18 protein-coding genes and 1 tRNA gene are annotated in these 20532 nt (G+C 58.2%); 13 read left to right on the forward strand and 6 right to left on the reverse strand.

The features are described 5' to 3' along the window. Positions 1-2 precede the first annotated feature (2 nt). Entirely contained in the window at positions 3-1694 is a 1692-nt protein-coding gene (locus AC2CF9_RS08290; RefSeq protein ID WP_484556741.1) for a ShlB/FhaC/HecB family hemolysin secretion/activation protein, read from the reverse strand. Positions 1695-2131: 437 nt separating this feature from the next. On the opposite strand from AC2CF9_RS08290, the gene AC2CF9_RS08295 reads away from it, so the two are divergent. From AC2CF9_RS08295 to AC2CF9_RS08315, 5 genes are all read left to right on the forward strand, one after another. Further along, complete coding sequence (locus tag AC2CF9_RS08295) at positions 2132-4669, forward strand: type VI secretion system Vgr family protein (protein WP_484556742.1); 2538 nt, start codon at positions 2132-2134, stop codon at positions 4667-4669. Between the two features lie 90 nt (positions 4670-4759). Next, positions 4760-6811: a T6SS effector phospholipase Tle3 domain-containing protein gene (locus AC2CF9_RS08300; RefSeq protein WP_484556743.1), complete on the forward strand. Its 2052-nt coding sequence runs from the start codon at positions 4760-4762 to the stop codon at positions 6809-6811. Beyond that, entirely contained in the window at positions 6805-7557 is a 753-nt protein-coding gene (locus AC2CF9_RS08305) for a T6SS immunity protein Tli3 family protein (protein WP_484556744.1), read from the forward strand. Before AC2CF9_RS08300 ends, AC2CF9_RS08305 begins: the two co-directional genes overlap by 7 nt. Before the next feature lie 50 nt (positions 7558-7607). Beyond that, complete coding sequence (locus tag AC2CF9_RS08310) at positions 7608-7862, forward strand: PAAR domain-containing protein (RefSeq protein ID WP_484556745.1); 255 nt, start codon at positions 7608-7610, stop codon at positions 7860-7862. Then, positions 7863-9287, forward strand: coding sequence for a hypothetical protein (locus tag AC2CF9_RS08315; RefSeq protein ID WP_484556746.1), 1425 nt, complete (start codon positions 7863-7865; stop codon positions 9285-9287). A 193-nt stretch (positions 9288-9480) separates the two neighbouring features. Here the strand turns inward: AC2CF9_RS08315 and AC2CF9_RS08320 are convergent. Both AC2CF9_RS08320 and AC2CF9_RS08325 read right to left on the reverse strand, forming a co-directional pair. After that, a tRNA-Arg gene (locus AC2CF9_RS08320) sits at positions 9481-9557 on the reverse strand. 95 nt (positions 9558-9652) lie between these two features. Next, a complete protein-coding gene (locus AC2CF9_RS08325) occupies positions 9653-10156 on the reverse strand; it encodes a DUF1198 family protein (RefSeq protein WP_039383074.1) in 504 nt (167 codons plus the stop codon). Positions 10157-10332: 176 nt separating this feature from the next. Here AC2CF9_RS08325 and folD point away from each other — a divergent pair, with 176 nt between their 5' ends. Then, positions 10333-11199 carry a bifunctional methylenetetrahydrofolate dehydrogenase/methenyltetrahydrofolate cyclohydrolase FolD gene (gene folD, locus AC2CF9_RS08330; RefSeq protein ID WP_484556747.1) on the forward strand — a complete coding sequence of 289 codons (867 nt, stop codon included), beginning with the start codon at positions 10333-10335 and terminating at the stop codon, positions 11197-11199. After that, positions 11199-11411, forward strand: a complete 213-nt coding sequence (gene ybcJ / locus AC2CF9_RS08335) for a ribosome-associated protein YbcJ (protein WP_039383070.1) — start codon at positions 11199-11201, stop codon at positions 11409-11411. Before folD ends, ybcJ begins: the two co-directional genes overlap by 1 nt. A gap of 33 nt (positions 11412-11444) precedes the next feature. Here ybcJ and cysS read toward each other — a convergent pair whose 3' ends face one another. After that, entirely contained in the window at positions 11445-12830 is a 1386-nt protein-coding gene (gene cysS, locus AC2CF9_RS08340) for a cysteine--tRNA ligase (RefSeq protein ID WP_484556748.1), read from the reverse strand. Between the two features lie 215 nt (positions 12831-13045). Here cysS and ppiB point away from each other — a divergent pair, with 215 nt between their 5' ends. The 4 genes from ppiB (at position 13046) to purK (ending at position 15958) form a co-directional block, all read left to right on the forward strand. After that, entirely contained in the window at positions 13046-13540 is a 495-nt protein-coding gene (gene ppiB, locus AC2CF9_RS08345; RefSeq protein WP_039383066.1) for a peptidylprolyl isomerase B, read from the forward strand. Continuing rightward, the gene (locus AC2CF9_RS08350; protein ID WP_484556749.1) at positions 13540-14256 is read left to right on the forward strand and encodes a UDP-2,3-diacylglucosamine diphosphatase; all 717 of its coding nucleotides are present in this window, start codon (positions 13540-13542) and stop codon (positions 14254-14256) included. Before ppiB ends, AC2CF9_RS08350 begins: the two co-directional genes overlap by 1 nt. A 131-nt stretch (positions 14257-14387) precedes the next feature. Then, the gene (gene purE, locus AC2CF9_RS08355) at positions 14388-14897 is read left to right on the forward strand and encodes a 5-(carboxyamino)imidazole ribonucleotide mutase (protein ID WP_039383061.1); all 510 of its coding nucleotides are present in this window, start codon (positions 14388-14390) and stop codon (positions 14895-14897) included. Further along, positions 14894-15958 (forward strand): 5-(carboxyamino)imidazole ribonucleotide synthase, encoded by a 1065-nt coding sequence (purK, locus tag AC2CF9_RS08360; protein ID WP_484556750.1) that lies wholly within the window; start codon positions 14894-14896, stop codon positions 15956-15958. Before purE ends, purK begins: the two co-directional genes overlap by 4 nt. Positions 15959-15994: 36 nt before the next feature. Here purK and ybbP read toward each other — a convergent pair whose 3' ends face one another. Beyond that, on the reverse strand, positions 15995-18412 hold the full coding sequence (gene ybbP, locus AC2CF9_RS08365; protein ID WP_484556751.1) for a putative ABC transporter permease subunit YbbP: 2418 nt from the start codon (positions 18410-18412) through the stop codon (positions 15995-15997). Continuing rightward, positions 18409-19095, reverse strand: a complete 687-nt coding sequence (ybbA, locus tag AC2CF9_RS08370) for a putative ABC transporter ATP-binding protein YbbA (protein ID WP_039383054.1) — start codon at positions 19093-19095, stop codon at positions 18409-18411. Before ybbA ends, ybbP begins: the two co-directional genes overlap by 4 nt. Between ybbA and tesA the strand changes: the two genes are divergently transcribed. Both tesA and AC2CF9_RS08380 read left to right on the forward strand, forming a co-directional pair. Further along, the gene (tesA, locus tag AC2CF9_RS08375; RefSeq protein WP_150017585.1) at positions 19063-19695 is read left to right on the forward strand and encodes a multifunctional acyl-CoA thioesterase I/protease I/lysophospholipase L1; all 633 of its coding nucleotides are present in this window, start codon (positions 19063-19065) and stop codon (positions 19693-19695) included. The genes ybbA and tesA overlap by 33 nt on opposite strands. A 25-nt stretch (positions 19696-19720) precedes the next feature. Then, positions 19721-20494 carry an SDR family oxidoreductase gene (locus AC2CF9_RS08380; protein WP_150017587.1) on the forward strand — a complete coding sequence of 258 codons (774 nt, stop codon included), beginning with the start codon at positions 19721-19723 and terminating at the stop codon, positions 20492-20494. Positions 20495-20532 lie beyond the last annotated feature (38 nt).

Genomic DNA, 20532 nt, shown 5'->3' on the forward strand with positions numbered 1-20532 from the left:
TCTCAGTAGCTCCAGTTGAGATTGAAGCCGAGCGTGACGCTGCTGGTGCGTAAACCATCAGGCTTCGACAGCGGCGTCCCGATAAACAGGTCATAGCCGGTATTCCAGGCCTGACCGCGCAGCCCTGCTACCCCGCCCGCCAGATGCTGGCCGGTCAGCAACTCACTGCCCGCACCGCCCACCTCGCCATAGTCCGCGCCCAGGTAGAACTCCTGTGCAGGCAGCGGCGTACTCCAGGCGATGTCATTGCGGACGAACCAGCCGCGGCTCGCGTTCAGCGTGCGTTCGCCGTCGAAACCGCGCACGGTCCAGCGGTTACCTATCGAAAACTGCTCCTGCGGCGTGAGCGGCGTATTACTCATCTGACGCAGGTATTGCGCACCGTAGCGAAAACGCTGGCTGCCGATGCTGAACGGCAGGCTGAACTGCGCATTGAGCTGAACGATTTTGCTCAGCGCCGTCGCCTCGCCGAAGTACTCCTCGGGCGCGGGCTCGGCACCGAACCAGCGCGTGCCGCGCTGATAGCTGATGCCCGCATCCAGCGTCGCCTGGCGGATATAGTGCCGATGTTGCAGACCGATACGCCACGCCGCCGTCTGGCGATGCTGCACCTGAACTTCGGTGTCGTTGATATAGTTGCGGGTTTCGCGCGTCAGGACGTCATAGGTCAGCGAGGTTTTTTGCGAGCCGCTGCGATGCAGTACCCGGCTAAGCTGTAAATCGAGGCTCTGACTTTTTCCGCTATAGCGGTAGTCCTGATGGGTTCCGGCGACCGTCTGGTGATAGTCATAGTTGCTGGCCGTTGCGGAGAACATCCAGTATCCAAACGGCACCGAGTAGTGGCCGATGACGTTTTTGCTGCCTTTACCGCCTTTGCCCTGTAAATCGTGCGTGGCCGACAGATAAAAAAGGTCGCTCAGCGCAAAAGGGTTATCGAGCGACAGCGTGACGCCACCCAGATAGCGTCCGGTGCTGCGCGTACCGGAATCATCCAGCGAGAGACCGACGCGCCACATCTTTTTCTGCTTCCAGTGTACCTCTACATCGCTCTCGCCCGGCTGTTCTCCGGGCACGACCGACATATCGGCTACCACGGTCGGCAGCCGCTGCAGGTTTTCCAGTCCCTGTTCGATATCACGCAAATCCAGCAGATTACCGTCACGGGCGGGAAAGGCGCTGTAGAGCCACAGATAACGATCGCTATCCGGCGTCAGCCTGGCCTCCCGCACGTAACCGGGCAGGATCACCAGCCGTAGCGTGCCGCTGTTGAGATCCTGCGAAGGTGCCAGCACCCGCGTAGTCACATAGCCATGATCAACCAGCCGGTTTTGCAGCGTACTCATCAGCAGATTAATGCCGCGCCCGCCCAGGCACTTTCCCTGCGCCTGGCTGGCAATAGCGTTAAGCGGCAGCCAGTGCGGCAGCGCCTGCTGCCCCTCAAGCACGATATGCGTGAGAGGAAAGCAGGGTTTTTCTGCAGGAAAAGAGAGGCGGCCAAAACCAGAAGCGGGCGGTGAAAGTCGCACATCAGGCGCTTTCGGCTCTATCTGCTGCTCCAGCGCCCGCTGGCGCTGTTGCTGCTGCCGGACCTGTTCACCTGCATCAGGCAAGGGCTCCGCAGTGGCCTCTCTGGTTATAAAAGCAGCAACCAGAAAAGAAAAACAGAGCGTAATTGATGTGTTAAATGAAACCATCAGACAATCCTTGTCACGTAAACTAAACGCAAATCTTGTTAATTAATATAAATATTGCCGCATATTATTCACGAAAATGACCTGATAACAACGCCAGTCTGCTTTTTTTTAAGCCAGATAATTCAGACTGATTAATCATTCCGCTAACTTTGCCGGGATGTAAGTTATGCAGTGGCAGGAGAAGAGAGAGGTGAAAAAAAGGACCATTATTTACTGAAAAGCCGGACTGCTGGCAAAAGCGCATCCGTCTGCTGAGTCAGAATAGTGGCGGAAAACGGAAAAAACCATGACCAGAGTCCGTTGCCCTGCAGGGTTCAATGCTTCTGCCCTGTCGGAATCAGAGCCAGAATTAAATCAAATTTTACGATATACTAACTCTATGTAATTATTTACACTTGTCCTTATAGTTTGTAATGCCAAACTAAATAAGGATATCTATGCCCCTGACAGGACGTTCGGGCTCATTCGCCGTTGCGGATTCGCTCAATCACTATCTGCTCGCCTTTGAAAGCTGCGAGATCGTTGCAGACGTTAAATCTTTCGAAGGGCAAGAGTCCCTCAGCCAGCCCTATCGATTTATCATCCGCTTTACTTCATCCGTTCAGGATATACCACCTGAGAAAGTGATGATGCAGCCGGCAGTTTTTATGATGCGGGCCTGTTCCACGGCGTGTTCCCTCTTTCGGCCTGCTAAGGATCGCTGGCACACATTACGCAAAATTTATGGGGTTATCACCCGCCTTTCCCATATATCAACCAGCGTTGACGAATCAACGTATGAAGTCACACTCGAACATCCTCTGGCGCTGATGTCCAGCACGCACCGGTACGCTATCTATCAGCGGACGTCTGTTCCCGAGCTCGTCAATTCTGTCCTGAAGTCGCACGGCTTCAGGGATTATGAGATTGACATGAGCCTGCTGCAGTGGCGTTACCCCAGACGGGAGATGATCGTTCAGTGGGGAGAGAGTGACCTGAGTTTTATCCGGCGTCTGCTTTCTGAAGTCGGGATCTGGTTCCGCTTCTGCAAACATGAAACCGCTGAAGAGATCACCGTCATCGTATTTGCCGATCAGCAGGCAGGCTACGTATCTGGCACGAAAATTCAGTCGCTGCCCGGAGCAGGGTTAACAGGCGATACCCTGACAATATGGCAGATGCGCTGCCACTCGGCGGTGGTGCCTGCATCGGTACGTACGCGCAATTACGACTACCGGCAAAGCCGGCTTATTCCGCCGGAACATGAGGCGGACATGAGCGGTGAGGCCCCCTACACCACAGGCAGCGATCACCATTACGCTGATATCCAGCACAGCGCGGGCGATCGGTGGAGCAGCATACAGGGCGGAGAAGCTGAAACAGCCTGGCACTATGCCCGCATTCGCCATGAGCGCCATCTATCTGGCCGGACGTGTCTGGAAGCCATCACTGACGATCCCGCACTGCAGCCGGGCATGGTGGCTGAAATCGAAGGCGAGCAGCCTGATGCATTTATGTCCGGCTTTCTTATCGTTGAGAGCGTCTGCCGCGCAAGCCGGGCAACAGGCTATCAGACGGCACTCAGCGGTATTCCCTGTAGTGAGCGCGCCGCTTTCCGGCCAGAGCGCCTGCCACGGCCGGTTATCTCAGGAACGATTCCCGCCCGCGTCTCCGGCAGCGTCATGAACGATAGCCTTGCCCGTCCCGATAACCAGGGGCGCTATCGGGTGAAATTCAGTTTTGATCTCGCCAGCTGGGAGAAAGGCAGGGAAAGCATGCCTGTGCGTCTGGCCCGCATCTACGCAGGCGATAAGTATGGCGTGCACTTTCCGCTGCTGGACAACACGGAGGTGGCAATCGCATTTGAAGGTGGCGATCCCGAGCGGCCTTACATTGCCCATGTATTGCATGACGCGCTAAATCCGGACGTCGTTAACGATCTTAACAGCACGCGCAACGTTATCCGGACAAAGGGGAAGAACAAAATCCGGCTGGAAGATGCGGCAGGCAATGAGCACATCAAGCTATCAACCGAGTTTGGCAAAACGCAGCTTAACCTCGGTCATATGGTCGATACCGGCCGCAAAGCACGCGGTAAAGGCGCAGAGTTGCGCACCGATCATCACGCCACCGTGCGTGCCGCAGAGGGTATCTACCTGACGACCGCCGCGCAGACCGGTGCGCGCGGATCGCTGCTGGAGATGACTGACACGATCGCGCATCTGGAGCAGGCGCTCAGCATAGCTTACAGCCTGCAGTCGTCGGCCGCCGGGGCCGGCGCTGACGGCGTTGACACTGCCCCACAGCAGGCGCTGCAGCAGGCCGTTTCCGGGCTGGCGCAGCCGGGCATTCTCTCCTGGGGTAAAGCGGGTATTGCACAGGCAACACCTGAAAGTCTCCATCTCGCCGCCGGTAAAGATACGGTGATCACCGCCGGCAGTAACGGCAGCGTCAGCGTGTTCAAACGTCTTTCTGTCGCGGCGGGCCAGGGAATTTCCGCCTTTGTGCGCAGGCTCGGCATCAAACTGATTGCCGCGTCTGGCGATATCACGCTTCAGGCGCAGCGCGGCCAGCTGGCGGCGCTTGCCGATCGGAACATGCAGATCGCCAGCGTCAACGGCGAGCTTCAGATAAGCGCCAAAAAAGGCCTGTATCTGCACTGCGGCGGCGGCGGGATCCGCCTGCACCCGAACGGCGGCGTAGAGATATTTTCGCCGGCGCACATTGAGCAGAAAGCGCCGACTCTTGTTTATCAGAAGGGGGAACCGGCAAAAATTGTCGATCCGCTGTTTAAAGATAACCCGCTGGCGCGCGGTGTACGCCTCTACCGAAACGGCGACCGGAAACACCCGCTGGTCAGCCAGCCCTTCCGCGTTACCCGGCCGGACGGCAGCACGGTGGAGGGTATCACCGATGCTGCCGGACACTCTCCGCTGCTGGATCTTGCAGAGACCGAACAGCTGGTTGTTACGCTTATCAGGGAGGCAAAGCGATGACTCATCACACCTCAAAAAAACAGCGCCTTTAACGATCCGGAACTGGGCAGCTTCATCGGCCTTAATCGCGATACCGCCGGCGGTATGCTGATGCAGGAGTTTCCTGTAAACAGCCCCCTGCCCTGTATTGTTATTCTCGTACACGGCGTCAACGACATCGGTGAAGCTTACGAAACGCAGGAAAAAGGGATTATTGCCGGGCTGAACACCCGACTGGCGCGCGACGACATGTATCCGCACCAGTGGAGTGAAATTGAGGGATTAACCGATCTGAAAGATGCGCCAAAGCGCGTGACGGCCAGCGGGCGGTCACCGGTGATTCCGTTCTACTGGGGCTATCGCCCCGTCGATCGTGAAACCTATAACGCAGACCAGCGGCGCTACCGTGATGAGGTCGCCCGCCTCGGGCTGGAAACAGTTCTCCCCTACGATGCGTTTCAGGAAGATGACCCGGTACGGCTGAAAAAGCTGAACGCTGAGGGACGCGGCTTCTGCAACGATAACTACGGCAACGTACTGAACCTGGCAGCAGCGAAGAATGGCGGCACCTTTGCTAACGCAACCACCTGCATTCCTGACATGCTGGGGCCCGGCGCGAACGGTGGGGCCATCTGGATGGCGGGGATCTACAGCCGCAAACTTAACGGCGGGGACTTTACCCACCCGATTTACGGCAATCCGCACCGCATTTATCAGTTTTTTGCTGCTCAGCGGTTGGCGGATCTGATTCTGGAAATCAGGAAGAACCCCAGTACACGTCACGACACCATCAATATAGTGGCGCACAGCCAGGGCACCATCATTACCATGCTGGCGAATATGCTGGTCAGGCAACAGGTAGCTGATTATCCGGTTGCCGACTGCGTCATCCTCTGCCACTCCCCCTACTCACTTGATCCGCGGCCCATGGAAAATATGCTGCCCGGCAAGCAGCAGACGTCGCACGGGCGTCAGGAGACGCTGCGTAATTTCTGCCGGCTGATGGCCACAAATCCAAAGTATGACGCCACGGGTCGCTACCGGCCGGAGTTTGTCACAGCCATGTACCACGATACCACGCTGTGGCGCAAACACCGCTGGAGCAGCGATCCCCGCTACAGCCGCAATAACTATGGCCGGGTTTATAACTATTTCTGCCCGAATGACGGCACGGTGTCGCTGTCCAGTGTGCAGGGCATCGGCTGGCGCGGTATTCCTGATACGCTCGCCGGCGGCATACCCAATCTCTATCAGCGCGCGTTCTGTCAGCACCACAGCACGGGCGGCAACGCGTCCGGTGCGCCTTTCAAAAAGCCGGCTTTCCGGCCCGGAGATTTTACGTATGACGGCTGGCCCACTAACGCGGCCTACCCAATGGAAAGCGGCGTGACTGAAAACGCCGAGGCCCTGCCTGAAGTGATGGAGCTGACCCTGATGGGACACGATCGCAGCGGGGACATGAAATACAAAACGGGCGTCGGAGGCGAGGATCGCTATATCGACTACTCCGCCCGCGAGTATGAAAACGCCTGGCAGGTGACTGAGTTTCGTCCGGCGATCGGATTTGTTTATCCGCATCGCTCCGGTCAGCTGCTGTCTGAAACCGAGCTGGCTGCGGTCAACCGTTATTACGGCACCGCGTTTGTCTCCGGTCGCGTGGTCGGCAGCAGCACGCAGCGCTATCAGCTGAAGCGGCGTAAAACATTCGAGGAAATTAACGAGATGGAAAAATATGGCGATCCGGTGAGGTTCAGCCAGCACTCTTCAATAGTGATGGATCAGAACGTGCAGGAAAAGGCTGTTGCCTACGACCTCGCCATCGGTAACTGCATGGCCTTTGAAGATCCCGCCTTCTGGCTCAATCTGCGCAAGCGCGCAGACTGGCGGCACGAGTTTAATCCGGATGCAAAAACAAAAAATTATCATAAAACCGGCATTCTGGATTTGGAAGAAACTAAACAATTTATGAATAAACCGGATCAAACTTTGCCGGCCGGTGAGTTTGGCGTAGTGAATGATTTCGGCCCGAAAACGCGCGTAGAGCCCGCCCGGCATCCGGAGGTGCATCATAAGGAAGTGCCTGTGCATCAGTGGGACATGCCGGAGCCGGCAGGCTATCGCGATGTGCCGGCAAAGAAAAAAACGGAGGGAACAGGATGGTAACGTTAAGGAAACACACTGTAATTACAGCGCTGGCAGCGCTGATTGTGCTGACTGCCAGCGGCTGCAGCAGCAAGCCGCTGAAGAAACGGCAGACGCCGGTGCAGGTGGTGTACCGCTTTGACGACCACCGCTGGCTGGAGCTGCACGGGGTCGCCTGCGAGGGTGCCCTGTGGTTTGTGGATGAGAAGCGCGATATCCGCAGTGAGGTATCGTCGCAGTTTTATCGCATCTTCACACATCCTTACATCAATGCCTCTGAGCGGTACATCGCTGTTCCATGGTGGAACTCTTCCGGCATGACAATTTCACGGGATTATGGTCGCACATGGATGTCTTCAACCGTAAAAGGCCGTGAAGATGACGAGGCGGGTTCTGATTCTCCTGCATACGAAAACATCGCTTCCCTGACCGTGGTCAATGACCAGGGGTTTCTGCTGACGAAGCAGGGGCACCTCTATATGTCCTCTCACCCTTTTGACGATCCGCGCATCATGCCGGGCGGAGAAGGGATTGATTACAGCTATACATTTAAAGGCAAAGTTTACTATGACCGGCTGGACGCTATTCGTCCTGGCAAAGGTGAAAACGTTTCACGCTGGGGTCTCCTTTATATCGATCCCCGCATCCTGCCAGTAAGAATGGAGCAGTATTACGCCAACTTTCAGAACTTGCCGACCCGCGTGCCGGAGGTAAAAGGCTATACGGGCTGGACCCGCATGCAGTGCGATATGAAGGCGGGAATGTGATTTCATTTGCACAAAAATAAATTTAACAGGACAGAGAGTAAGGATATTTCATGGATGGCGTTATTCGACTGGGAGACCGCCTGTCGGCGGGAGGCTATGTTACTGAAGCTTCAGGAGAGGTATTCGACGGTAAGCCGGTAATGCTGGCAGGCGACAAAGCGCGGTGCAGTCAGCATGGTGAAACCGCTGCTGCTGAAGGGCATCCTGCCTGGATCATGAACGGCCGTCACGTTGTGACCCATGGTTGCAAAGTGGCGTGCGGATGCCTGCTGTTAAGCTCTTTGCCCGAAGCAGGAGTGCGGTAAATGCAATATTTCTGGAAGCCGTTGCTCTCTTGTCCGGAGAAAACGGAAATACGCTTTCCCCGTCTGTTTACGATAGCTGCAGGTATTGTGGCCCTTATATTGATGCTGATGTTCAGTGCCCTGACGCTTGAGAATGCGCAGCTAACGCTCAGCATGCTTATCTGGCGATTACTGGCGCTCCCTGTTGCGGTCTGCATGACGGTTGTTTCGCTATGCTTTGTTTTTTTCAACCTTCTCTGTTGCTGGCGTCTTTTGATGCAGCTTGCGTACTGCGGTGTTGAATCAGACTGGCAATCACGGGCTTCTGAATGGACACTGCTGGCTGAACACACCTCAATCTTTCCGGTTGATAACGCAGCCCTGAAAATGCTCGGACTTGAGGGGAAAATGCCGGTGGATGGCGATATTCCCCTCAGGCTTTCCGTTGAGGATGATGAAAGGTCAGGCATGGGACGGATGCTGGTCACAGTGCAGCGCCTGCTGGAACAGCTGGATCTGACACAGATTGACGCCATCACCGAACGTCCTGAACTATTTCTCTACATGGGTAATACAGCAGGATCTGTGCGCGATGACATCACTTCGCTGGTCCGCTCTCTCCATGCCGCATTCCGCCATGCCAGCTTTCACTATTTTGACGACATGCCTGAACTATCACTGGTTCAGCAGTGGACAGACGGGCCGTTTAACGGATTTCGTCTGCTGTTAATTGCCGAACTGCATGATGGCGATAATCGTAACTTTTGTGAATATGCCTGTGCACTGCTCTTTTCCCGCTACCGGCAAATAAGCGGAAACAGAGTGCCGGTCTGCTGTTTTAAAGGAATGAGCGCTCAAATTTATAACCTTGAGCGCAGGATTGATGCACTGCTGTCTGCCGGGCAAGTCAGGCCCGCTGACCTGCGGCACGTCTGGACCAGCGATCTGCAGGGAGAAAGTCTTAATTTGCTGAAAAATTCCCTGGCGGAGAACAATGCAGGAATTAACGTCCGGAGCTGGCAAAATATGCGGATAGCCGATACCTGGACGACGGGCTATCAGTGGCTGATGATGGACTGGGCAGCCATGGCAGTTCGTAACGGAGAGCGTGCTCAGCTGCTGGCAGCAAGGGAGAAGAGAGGCGAGCAAATCACGTTTCTTCAAATGAACGGGAAACTTGCCCGGCCCGAGGACAATTACAGCCCTGCCTACATCAAAAGTCTCAAAAAGAGCGGCAGTCTGCTTGGCTGCAGTTTTATACTTGCCACCTCTCTGCTGCTTATGACAATCAGTATTGAGGCAGGATGGAGCCTTGAAAAAGATTTCTTTACCCGCAGCGCAGTATTTATCATGCCGATAATCTTAACGCTTTTATCTATCGGGTTTATGCTCGGGAAAAGTTATAAAAAAGAAGCTGAGCTGAACAGATATTATGATTATGAATAAAACATACTGTACGGTTTCAGCAACCGCGTCTGAAACCCTTATGTCGCTGTATTGTTAATTCAGATAGCTGAGCCGCTATTGTTAACAGAGCGGCGAAAAACTGCGACGGCGACCCTCAGGCAGTCGTGTCCCAAATCTGTCCCATGCTGAAAATATGAAAGCTGGCGGAGTAGCGTAACTGCTTGATTTGACTTGGCGCGCCCTACAGGATTCGAACCTGTGACCTACGGCTTAGAAGGCCGGTGCTCTATCCAGCTGAGCTAAGGGCGCTGAGGAGTTGGGTCGGATTATACGTCTGGAAGCGGGTACGTCAACGTTTTTGCCGTTTCTGTGCAGCGGAGTGCTGCGGGAATAACCAATTTGCATCAATGGCGTTTGCGCCATTCGCTGAGCGACACGAGATTACTGGTGCCGGTGGATTCCCCTTCCAGCTCAATCCCTTGTGGCGTAAAGCGCGCATTATATTGCTCACGCCGCGCGTGCAGCTCCTGGCTGTCCGGCTCCAGCTGGCGCAGAAAGCCCAGCGCGAGCAGCAGCTGCTGGCGGCTGATGAGTGCCGGGAAACCGGCGCGGCTGAGGATCGCATGCCAGCGCTGGCTGTTCTCCTCGCTGCCGTCAACAATCAGTACCTGCCAGATCAGCAGTACCGCTGCGCCATTATGCAGGTGCGTTTCGTTATCGCGGCTGAGGTAGTCGGTGAACTCTTTCGCCGCCTCTTTCCCCATCATCGAGAGCATTGACTCCACCTGTACCGGCGGCAGCTGCAGCCGCTTGCTGAGCCGCTGGGCAGCGTGACGCGAGGCGGCGGTGATCAGCTGAAATCCAGCCACAAACACTACTGCCAGAGTGGCAAGCATTATCCAGATCATTACATCGTTCCCAGAGTGTCCTGCAGATATCATACCCATGCAGGCTGGCACGCGTCACCACGAAAAAAAGCCTGAAAGCGCGCAGGCTGCTGAAACTGTGACTGACAGCCGCCCGCGCTTCTGCCAGAATAGGCACCATCCCCGATTTAACTCTCTACAGATGGATTTCCTCTCTGATGGCAGCAAAAATTATTGACGGTAAAACGATTGCGCAGCAGGTGCGTAGCGAAGTTGCGGAAAAAGTGCAGCAGCGCCTGGCGGCGGGCAAACGTGCGCCGGGTCTGGCCGTGATCCTGGTGGGCGAAAATCCCGCTTCGCAGATCTACGTCACGCACAAACGTCGCGCCTGCGAAGAGGTGGGCTTTGTCTCCCGTGCTTATAACCTGCCCGACTCCACCGGCGAAAGCGAGCTGCTGACGCTGATTGATAAGCTGAACAGTGATCCGGCGATTGACGGCATTCTGGTGCAGCTGCCGCTGCCGGCCGGGATCGACAACGTCAAGGTGCTGGAGCGCATCACACCGGATAAAGATGTGGATGGTTTCCATCCCTATAACGTGGGTCGCCTCTGCCAGCGTGCGCCGAAACTGCGTCCCTGCACGCCGCGCGGTATCATCACGCTGCTGGAGCGTTATAACATCGATACCTATGGCCTGAACGCCGTTGTGGTCGGCGCCTCTAACATCGTTGGCCGCCCGATGAGCATGGAGCTGCTGCTGGCAGGCTGTACCACGACGGTTACTCACCGCTTCACCCGCGATCTGCGCCATCACGTGGAGCACGCCGATCTGCTGGTCGTGGCCGTGGGCAAGCCCGGTTTTATTCCGGGTGACTGGATCAAACCAGGCGCGGTGGTGATTGACGTCGGCATCAACCGGCTGGAGAGCGGTAAAGTGGTGGGCGACGTTGATTTTGCCGCTGCCGCTGAGCGCGCCTCTTACATTACGCCAGTCCCGGGCGGGGTCGGGCCGATGACGGTAGCCACTTTAATTGAAAACACGCTGCTGGCGTGCGAAGCGTATCACGACGTGGAGGAAGCATAATGGCGAGTTTCTCACTGGGTAAACATCAGCACGTTGATCTGTGCGATCTGCTGAAGCTGGAAGGCTGGGTAGAGAGCGGCGCGCAGGCCAAAGCGGTGATTGATGAAGGTGAAGTGCGCGTGAACGGGGCGATTGAAACGCGCAAGCGCTGTAAAATCGTCGCCGGACAGACGGTAGAGTTTGCCGGCCAGCGCATAACGGTGGTCGCATAACAAAAAGGGCGAACCCGGGTTCGCCCTTTTTTCTTATTTACGTCGCCAGGTGGTGCCCTGCGGACCATCTTCCAGCACAATGCCGAGTGCGTTAAGCCGGTCACGCGCCACATCCGCCTGCGCCCAGTCTTTCGCCTGACGCGCGTCGTTGCGCATTTTGATCAGCTGCTCAATCTCTGCGACTTCATCATTATTCGTCTGCGCTCCGCTCTGCAGGAACAGCTCCGGATCCTGCTGCAGGATCCCCAGCACATTCGCCAGCTCGCGCAATCTGGCCGCCAGCCCGTCAGCCGCCGCTTTATCTTCACTCTTCAGACGGTTCACGTCGCGCGCCATATCAAATAGCACCGAGTAGGCTTCCGGCGTGTTGAAGTCATCATCCATCGCCGCCCGGAAACGCGCTTCAAAAGCTTCGCCACCGGCAGGCTGCGCGCCGGTATCGGTATGCCGCAGTGCGGTATACAGACGCTCCAGCGCCGCACGTGCCTGGTTGAGGTTATCTTCGCCGTAGTTAAGCTGGCTGCGATAGTGTCCTGACATCAGGAAATAGCGTACGGTTTCGGCGTCGTAGTGCTGCAGCACATCGCGCACGGTGAAGAAGTTGCCGAGTGATTTTGACATCTTCTCACGGTCAACCATCACCATGCCGGAGTGCATCCAGTAATTGACATAGGGACCGTCGTGCGCGCAGGTGGACTGCGCCACTTCATTTTCATGGTGCGGAAACATCAGGTCAGAGCCGCCGCCGTGAATATCAAAGTGGCTGCCAAGCTGCTTGCAGTTCATGGCGGAGCACTCGATGTGCCAGCCCGGACGACCGTTGCCCCACGGCGACTCCCATGACGGCTCATCGGCTTTGGACATCTTCCACAGCACGAAATCCATCGGGTTGCGTTTTACCTCTGCCACTTCCACGCGGGCGCCCGCCTGCAGCTGCTTCAGATCCTGACGCGACAGCGCGCCATAATCGGTATCGCTCAGCACATCAAACATCACATCGCCGTTCTCCGCTACGTAGGCGTGACCGCGTTCAATCAGCCGCTCCACCAGCTCAATAATTTCCGCGATATGGCGCGTGGCGCGTGGTTCCAGATCCGGCGGCAGGATGCCCAGCGCGGCAAAATCCTGGTGCATCTCCGCAATCATGCGGTTGGTCAGCGTCTCAATGGTTTCGCCATTTTCGTTAGCGCGGCGAATAATTTTGTCATCAATATCAGTGATATTACGCACATACTTCAGCTGATAGCCAATATAGCGCAGGTAACGCGCCACTACGTCAAATGCCACAAACGTACGCCCGTGGCCGATATGACAGAGGTCGTAAACCGTAATACCACACACGTACATGCCGATTTCACCAGCATGAATAGGTTTAAATTCCTCTTTCTGTCGACTCAGGGTGTTATAGATCTTTAGCATTGAACGGTTCCGTTTTTATCGTGTGCGGGAGACGCCTTCTTTGGTAGCCTGATATTGTGCCGTATTTTTCTGACTTGTGCATCGCTGAGATACCAGATGCCGTTGCCTTGCTGACGCGTTCCGGGAAATTATGTTATAAGAGGCGTCGACAAAATGCCCGTCCGCACGCGAACGCGGCAACTGATACTGAATACAACCTCCACAGGACGAATATAATGGTCACTTTCCAGACGAACCATGGCGATATCGTAATCAAAACCTTTGATGATAAAGCGCCGGCCACCGTACAGAACTTCCTGGACTACTGCCGTGAAGGTTTTTATGACAACACTATTTTCCACCGTGTCATCAATGGCTTTATGGTTCAGGGCGGCGGTTTCGAACCGGGCATGAAGCAGAAAGCCACCAAAGCTGAAATCCGCAACGAAGCGAACAACGGCCTGAAAAACACCAAAGGCACGCTGGCGATGGCGCGCACTCAGGCTCCGCACTCGGCAACCGCACAGTTCTTTATCAACGTTGCTGACAACGACTTCCTGAACTTCCGCGACGAAAGCCTGCAGGGCTGGGGTTACTGCGTGTTTGCTGAAGTGGTTGAAGGTATGGATGTCGTCGAAAAAATCAAAGCGGTGAAAACCGGCCGCAGCGGTATGCATCAGGACGTGCCGACCGAAGACGTTGTCATCCAGAAAGTGACCGTCAGCGAGTAATGTCGCGCACGCTGTTTATCGCAGATCTCCATCTGTGTCAGGAAGAACCGGCAATTACTGCCGGTTTTCTGCATTTTTTGCAGGGTGAAGCGCGGCAGTGCGAGGCGCTTTACATCCTGGGCGATCTGTTTGAAGCCTGGATTGGCGATGACGATCCTAATCCGCTGCATCAGCAGATCGCCGCCGCCCTGCGCGCCCTGTCGGTGCCGGTCTATTTTATTCACGGCAACCGCGATTTCCTGCTGGGCAAGCGCTTTGCCCGCGCCAGCGGCATGACGCTATTGCCAGAGGAGCAGGTGCTGGAGCTGTATGGTCAGCGCGTGCTGATTATGCACGGCGACACGCTCTGCACGGATGATGCTGGCTATCAGCGTTTTCGCGCAAAGGTCCACCAGCGCTGGCTGCAGCGGCTGTTTCTGGCGCTGCCACTGCGTCTGCGGTTGCGCATTGCGGCCAGAATGCGCGCCGGCAGCCAGCAGGCGAACCAGCATAAATCGTTGGCCATTATGGATGTGAACCCGCAGGCGGTGACAGCAGCCATGCAGCGCCAGCAGGCTCCGCTGCTGATCCACGGCCATACGCACCGGCCGGAAATCCACACGCTCTCTCTGAATGGCCTTCCCGCGCAGCGCGCTGTTCTTGGGGCATGGCACGACGCAGGCTCGATGATCCAGCTGGACGCCAGCGGCGTAAAACTGATCGCCTTCCCCTTCTAATTTCGCGGGTGCAATTGCCCGTTTTCTGGCCGCGCAACCGTTTTCCTTGCTGCTATCTCATGCTATCCTCTGTGCCCTTCTTACCTGCCTCACCGGCCAGGTTCGTTTGTCTATTCACAGGAGTTGACCGCATGTCATCCACTGCCGCCCCGGCCCGTATCGCTATCGTCATGGGTTCCAGAAGTGACTGGGCTACCATGCAGTTCGCCGAGGAAATTCTCAACAGCCTGGACGTTCCCTTTCACGTAGAGGTGGTTTCTGCCCACCGCACCCCGGACAAGCTGTTCAGTTTTGCTGAAGGCGCCGCTGCGCATGGCTACCAGGTGATTATTGCGGGCGCCGGCGGTGCTGCGCATCTGCCCGGCATGATCGCAGCAAAAACGCTGGTGCCGGTGCTGGGCGTACCGGTGCAGAGCGCTGCGCTGAGCGGTGTTGACAGCCTCTACTCGATTGTACAGATGCCGCGCGGCATTCCGGTGGGTACGCTGGCCATTGGCAAAGCGGGCGCAGCCAACGCGGCGCTGCTGGCCGCGCAGATTCTGGCCACCCACGATGCGGCACTGGCGTCGCGTCTCACTGCGTGGCGCCAGGCGCAGACCGATGAGGTGCTGGAGAATCCGGATCCGCGGGGTGAGGCATGAAGCCGGTATGCGTACTGGGTAACGGTCAGCTGGGCCGTATGCTGCGCCAGGCGGCTGAGCCGCTGGGCATTGCGGTCTATCCGGTGGGACTGGATGCGGAGCCCGCCTCGCTGCCCATTGCAGAGAGCGTGATCACCGCCGAAATTGAACGCTGGCCGGAAACCGCCCTGACGCGCGAGCTCGCCCGCCACACCGCCTTTGTGAACCGCGATATCTTCCCGCGCCTTGCCGATCGTCTGACGCAGAAGCAGCTGCTGGATGAGCTTGATCTGGCTACCGCACCCTGGCAGCTGCTGGCCGCACCTGATGAGTGGCCGGCGGTATTTGAGAAGCTGGGCGAACTGGCAATTGTTAAACGCCGCACCGGCGGTTATGACGGTCGTGGCCAGTGGCGGCTGCGGGCGGATGAAACAGAGACGTTACCCGCTGAGTGCTATGGCGAGTGCATTGTGGAACAGGGCATTAATTTTAGCGGTGAGGTTTCGCTGGTAGGCGCACGCGGTCAGGATGGCAGCATGGTGTTCTACCCGCTGACACATAACCTGCACGAAGAGGGCATTCTGCGCACCAGCGTGGCGTTCCCGCAGGCGGATAGTGCACAGCAGCAGCAGGCGGAAACCATGCTGCGCGCCATTATGCAGGCGCTGGATTACGTGGGCGTCATGGCGATGGAGTGCTTTATCACGCCGCAGGGACTGCTGATCAATGAGCTGGCACCGCGCGTGCACAACAGCGGTCATTGGACGCAGAACGGCGCGTCCATCAGCCAGTTTGAGCTGCATCTGCGCGCCATCCTTGGGCTGCCGCTGCCGCAGCCGGCGGTGTTCGCTCCCTCGGTGATGGTGAACCTGATCGGCAGCGACGTAAACCACGCCTGGCTGGCGCAGCCGCTGGTGCATCTGCACTGGTATGGCAAAGAGGTCCGGCCTGGCCGCAAGGTGGGACACCTGAATCTCACTGACAGTGAGCCGTCACGTCTTGCCGCCGCCCTGCACGCGCTGCAGCCGCTGCTGCCGCCGGAATACGCTTCGGGCCTCGCCTGGGCGCAGGCGAAGCTCTGAGTTGCTGACGGGATCCCTCAGACAGAGGGATCCTGATTACGCCGCGTCAAAGCGCCGGAACAGCGCTTTGCCCTTCAGCAGTCGCACGCCCAGCCAGCCGCCGCACAGCGACAGCAGAAGCGCTCCGCACAGCGGTAGCGCAAACCACAGCGTCCAGTCGGGCTGCCAGGGAAAATCGAAAATTTTACGCTGCAGTTCCCACAGCGCGGCTTCTGCCCCCAGCGCAGCCGCTATTCCGGAAACCACGCCGAGCAGAGCAAACTCACACCACAGCGTGCCGCGCAGCAGACGTTTGCTCGCGCCCAGCGTGCGATACACCACCAGCTCCTGACGACGCTGGCGCATGCCGATCTGGATCTGCGCCAGCAGCAGCAGCACGCCGCACAGCGTCACCAGCACCACCATGATTTCCAGCGCCTGGCTCACCTGCGCCAGCACCTGGCCAATCTGTTTCATGATGCTGCCAATATCGAGCAGGCTCAGCGTCGGGAACGTCCGGTTCAGCTGCGCCAGCAGCGCCGGGTTGTTCGCCATGCGGAAGCTGGTCAGCCATGTCTGCGGCTGCTGCTCCAGCGCGCCGGGCGGGAAGATAAAAAAGAAGTTAGGCCGCAGGCTCTCCCAGTCCACCTTACGCAGACTGCTGATGCGCGCGCTGAACGTCTGCGTATCGCCGCTAAAGGTCAGCTCATCCCCCGGCTTAACGCCCAGCCGCTGCGCCAGTTCGGCTTCAATCGAAACCTCCCCTGGCCGCGGGGGCCAGCTGCCGGCAAGCAGCGGGTTGTGATCCGGCCGCTGCGCCTGCCAGGTCAGATTGAGCTCGCGGTTCAGCGCATTATCCTGCCGCGGATCGGCCGCTTTGCCGTTCAGCTCAACCAGACGCGCGCGCACGACGGGATAAAAGGTTTCCGGTTTGATCTGATGCTGCTGCAAAAAGTCACGCACCTGCGGCACCTGCGCCTGCGTAATATTCAGCAGAAAATAGTTTGGGGCATCCGGCGGCAGCTGCTGCTGCCAGCGATCGAGCAGATCGCCGCGCATAACCAGCAGCAGCGCCAGCAGCATAAAAGAGAGCGAGAACGCGGCGAGCTGGCTCAGCGTCATTGCCGGCTGTCGCAGCAGACGGTTAATGGCCAGCCGCAGCGCCAGGTTACGCACAACCAGCCGGCGCAGCAGCAGCAGCGTACCCCAGCCTAGCACGGCGAGCAGCAGCGCCAGCAGTACGACGCCGGTGAGCAGCGCCCAGAGCATTTTGCTGCCCCCCAGCAGCAGCGCCAGCAGCAGCACCACCACCAGCGCCATCACCGGCAGATAGAGGCGCAGCGGCCAGACGCGCGCCACCGCATCGCGCCGCAGTACGCGCAGCGGCTGGGTCGCCATCAGCAGACGATAAGGACGCAGCCCCACCAGCAGGGAGATAATAAACATAGTGCCGAGCGCCCAGAGCCATGGCCAGAGGCTGGCGGCAGGCAGCGAGGCGGGCAGCACCGGCTTCAGCAGGGTAAGCAGCAGTAGTTCGATCCCCTGCCCCAGCGCGCTGCCGGTCACGCCCGCTAGCAGCAGCACCGCCAGCCACTGGCCGATAATCAGCCGCTGCAGCGCACGTCGCGTGGCCCCCAGCGTTTTCAGCACCGCCACCAGATCGTAACGGCTGCGGCAGTAGTGGCTCATGGCTACCGCCACGGCCGCGATGGCCAGCAGCAGCGTCAGTAATGCCGACAGCAGCAGAAACTGCTGCGCGCGCTGCATGGAACGGCCCAGCGCATCCTCTGAATTTTCGGTGCTTATCCAGCGTTCGCCCGCTTTAAGGCGCGGCTCGATCCAGCGATCGTAGCGTGCCAGCGGTGCGGCGTCGCCGGAAAACTTATAGCGCCAGCTCAGGCGGCTGCCGGGCTGAACGGCGCCGGTTTTTTCAACGTCCGCCAGGTTCATTAATAGACGAGGCGCCGTCTGGAAGGGATTAAATCCGCTGTCCGGCTCCTGGATTACCGTACCGGCAATGCGAAGCGTGGCGTCCCCGACCTCTATCGGATCGCCGACGCGCAGATCCAGCAGCGCCAGCAGACGCGCGGCGACCAGCACGCTGCCTGCCGCCGGACGCAGGCCCGGTGGCTCGGTCTGCAACGTACCAAACATCGGATAGGCGTCATCCACCGCTTTAACATCTGCCAGCTGCGGCGTCTCCCGCGCAAAGGTCATGGTGGTGAAGCTGAGCTGACGGCTGATCGCTAATCCCTCCTCATGCGCCTGCGTCAGCCAGGCTTCCGGCACCGGCCGGCTGCTGCGCAGCGTACGATCGCCCGCCATAAAGTCGCGGCTCTGCTGGCTGAGTCCTTTCTCCATGCGATCGCTGATAGAACCCAAAGCCAGCACGCAGGCCACCGCCAGCGTCAGCGCCAGCCAGACAATCAGCAGCGAAGGCGAGCGCCATTCGCGCCAGAACCAGCGCCAGATCATGCCTCCTCCCACAGCTTGCCGTCACGCAGCCGCAGCCGCCGATCGCAGCGCGCGGCCAGCTGCTCATCATGGGTCACCAGGATCAGCGTCGTGGCGTAATCACGGTTGAGCGAGAACAGCAGATCGGCAATGCGCTCCCCGGTCTGACGATCGAGATTACCGGTGGGCTCATCCGCAAACAGCAGGCCGGGACGCCCGCTAAATGCACGCGCCAGCGCCACCCGCTGCTGTTCGCCTCCTGAAAGCTGTGCAGGAAGATGATGCAGGCGCGCTTTCAGGCCAAGCTGCGCCAGCAGCTCGCTGGCCTGTGCGCGGCTGTCGCGATCGCTCTCGCCGCGCAGCAGCGCCGGCAGCTGCACGTTCTCCAGCGCGTTTAGCGTGGGCACCAGCATAAATGACTGAAACACAAAACCGACTTCGCGTGCGCGCAGCGCCGCGCGCTGCTCTTCGTTCATGCGGTGCAGCGGCTGACCCAGCAGATGCACCTCGCCGCTGCTGCCATCATCCAGCCCGGCGAGGATCCCCAGCAGCGTCGACTTTCCCGATCCCGATTCGCCAATCAGCGCGAGCGTCTCGGCTGGTTTGACAACCAGCTCAACTCCGGTAAGGATTGAGAGCTGATGCTCACCCTGACCGACGGACTTAGTAAGATGATGAACCGCAACAATGTTTTCCGCTGGCATTATCCCTTCCTGTGTGTGGTGCTGCTGCTGGTATCGCGCATCGCTGCAGCCGATACGCTGATGGTATTAGGTGACAGCCTGAGCGCCGGCTACCGGATGTCTGCCAGCGCCGCCTGGCCTGCCCTGCTCAGCACGCGCTGGCAGCAGCAGCCCAACGTCGTCAATGCCAGCATCAGCGGTGATACTGCCGGACAGGGTCTGGCACGGCTGCCTGCACTATTAAAACAGCATCAGCCGCGCTGGGTGTTAATCGAACTGGGCGGTAATGATGGTTTACGCGGTTTTCCGCCGCAGGCTATCGCGCAGGATCTGCGTGCGATTATCCGTGCGGTAAAAGCCGCTGACGCGCAGCCGCTGCTGATGCAGATCCGGCTGCCCGCTAATTATGGACGACGATACACTGAAGCGTTCAGCGCCATCTATCCGCGCCTGGCGGAAGAGTACAGCCTGCCGCTGGTGCCCTTTTTTATGGAGCAGGTCTATCTGAAGCCGGAGTGGATGCAGCAGGATGGTATTCACCCTAATCCGGATGCGCAGCCGTTTATTGCCGGCATTATGGCTGACGCGCTGGCTCCGCTAGTTAAGCATGACTCGCGCTGAGTCGTGCTATTTGACAGGTAAAGAAATGCAAAAATCGGTTTTAATCACCGGCTGCTCCAGCGGTATCGGGCTGGCAGCCGCCAGCGATTTGCAGGCGCGCGGCTATCACGTGCTTGCCGCCTGCCGCCGCGCCGAGGATGTCGCGCGGATGACCGCTCTGGGATATACCGGCATCCCGCTCGACCTTGATGATGCCGAAAGTGTGGATGCCGCGGCAGAGCAGGTGCTGGCGCTCACCGGACATTGCCTGCACGGGCTATTTAATAACGGCGGCTTTGGTCAGTATGGGCCGCTGAGCAGCGTCAGCCGCCAGCAGCTTGAAAAGCAGTTCTCCACCAACCTCTTTGGCACTCATCAGCTGACGATGCGGCTGCTGCCGGCGCTGCAGAACAGCGGTGACGGCCGCATTATCAACACCAGCTCGGTGCTGGGACTGATCTCCACCCCGGGGCGTGGCGCCTATGCCGCCAGCAAGTGGGCGCTGGAGGCGTGGAGCGATGCGCTGCGTATGGAAGTGCGCGCCAGCGGCGTGCGCGTCAGCCTGATAGAGCCGGGGCCGATTGCCACGCGCTTCACCGATAACGTGCAGCAGGGTGAGCAGGAGAAGCCGGTGCAGAATCCCGGCATCGCGGCGCGTTTTACCCTGCCGCCGGAGGCGATTTTACCCAAACTGCGCCATGCGCTGGAGAGCCGTCACCCGCGGCTGCGCTATCCGGTTACGCTGGTGGCCTGGGGCATGAGTTTTCTGAAACGACTGCTGCCGGGCTGGATGCTGGATCGCATTTTGCGCAGCAACTGAGCGGTAACATCAGCCAGCGCTTGAAGCGGGACACTTTA

The sequence above is a fragment of the Pantoea sp. SYBGC1 genome (genome assembly GCF_057197005.1).

What these genes read in the sequence shown, in the direction of transcription:
- AC2CF9_RS08315 (WP_484556746.1), top strand. Translation starts at nt 7,863, where the DNA reads ATGCAATATTTCTGGAAGCCGTTGCTCTCTTGTCCGGAGAAAACGGAA.
- AC2CF9_RS08295 (WP_484556742.1), top strand. Translation starts at nt 2,132, where the DNA reads ATGCCCCTGACAGGACGTTCGGGCTCATTCGCCGTTGCGGATTCGCTC.
- AC2CF9_RS08290 (WP_484556741.1), bottom strand. Translation starts at nt 1,694, where the DNA reads ATGGTTTCATTTAACACATCAATTACGCTCTGTTTTTCTTTTCTGGTT.
- ybbP (WP_484556751.1), bottom strand. Translation starts at nt 18,412, where the DNA reads ATGATCTGGCGCTGGTTCTGGCGCGAATGGCGCTCGCCTTCGCTGCTG.
- purK (WP_484556750.1), top strand. Translation starts at nt 14,894, where the DNA reads ATGAAGCCGGTATGCGTACTGGGTAACGGTCAGCTGGGCCGTATGCTG.
- purE (WP_039383061.1), top strand. Translation starts at nt 14,388, where the DNA reads ATGTCATCCACTGCCGCCCCGGCCCGTATCGCTATCGTCATGGGTTCC.
- AC2CF9_RS08350 (WP_484556749.1), top strand. Translation starts at nt 13,540, where the DNA reads ATGTCGCGCACGCTGTTTATCGCAGATCTCCATCTGTGTCAGGAAGAA.
- AC2CF9_RS08305 (WP_484556744.1), top strand. Translation starts at nt 6,805, where the DNA reads ATGGTAACGTTAAGGAAACACACTGTAATTACAGCGCTGGCAGCGCTG.
- AC2CF9_RS08310 (WP_484556745.1), top strand. Translation starts at nt 7,608, where the DNA reads ATGGATGGCGTTATTCGACTGGGAGACCGCCTGTCGGCGGGAGGCTAT.
- tesA (WP_150017585.1), top strand. Translation starts at nt 19,063, where the DNA reads ATGATGAACCGCAACAATGTTTTCCGCTGGCATTATCCCTTCCTGTGT.
- ybbA (WP_039383054.1), bottom strand. Translation starts at nt 19,095, where the DNA reads ATGCCAGCGGAAAACATTGTTGCGGTTCATCATCTTACTAAGTCCGTC.
- ybcJ (WP_039383070.1), top strand. Translation starts at nt 11,199, where the DNA reads ATGGCGAGTTTCTCACTGGGTAAACATCAGCACGTTGATCTGTGCGAT.
- AC2CF9_RS08380 (WP_150017587.1), top strand. Translation starts at nt 19,721, where the DNA reads ATGCAAAAATCGGTTTTAATCACCGGCTGCTCCAGCGGTATCGGGCTG.
- ppiB (WP_039383066.1), top strand. Translation starts at nt 13,046, where the DNA reads ATGGTCACTTTCCAGACGAACCATGGCGATATCGTAATCAAAACCTTT.
- AC2CF9_RS08300 (WP_484556743.1), top strand. Translation starts at nt 4,760, where the DNA reads ATGCAGGAGTTTCCTGTAAACAGCCCCCTGCCCTGTATTGTTATTCTC.
- cysS (WP_484556748.1), bottom strand. Translation starts at nt 12,830, where the DNA reads ATGCTAAAGATCTATAACACCCTGAGTCGACAGAAAGAGGAATTTAAA.
- folD (WP_484556747.1), top strand. Translation starts at nt 10,333, where the DNA reads ATGGCAGCAAAAATTATTGACGGTAAAACGATTGCGCAGCAGGTGCGT.
- AC2CF9_RS08325 (WP_039383074.1), bottom strand. Translation starts at nt 10,156, where the DNA reads ATGATCTGGATAATGCTTGCCACTCTGGCAGTAGTGTTTGTGGCTGGA.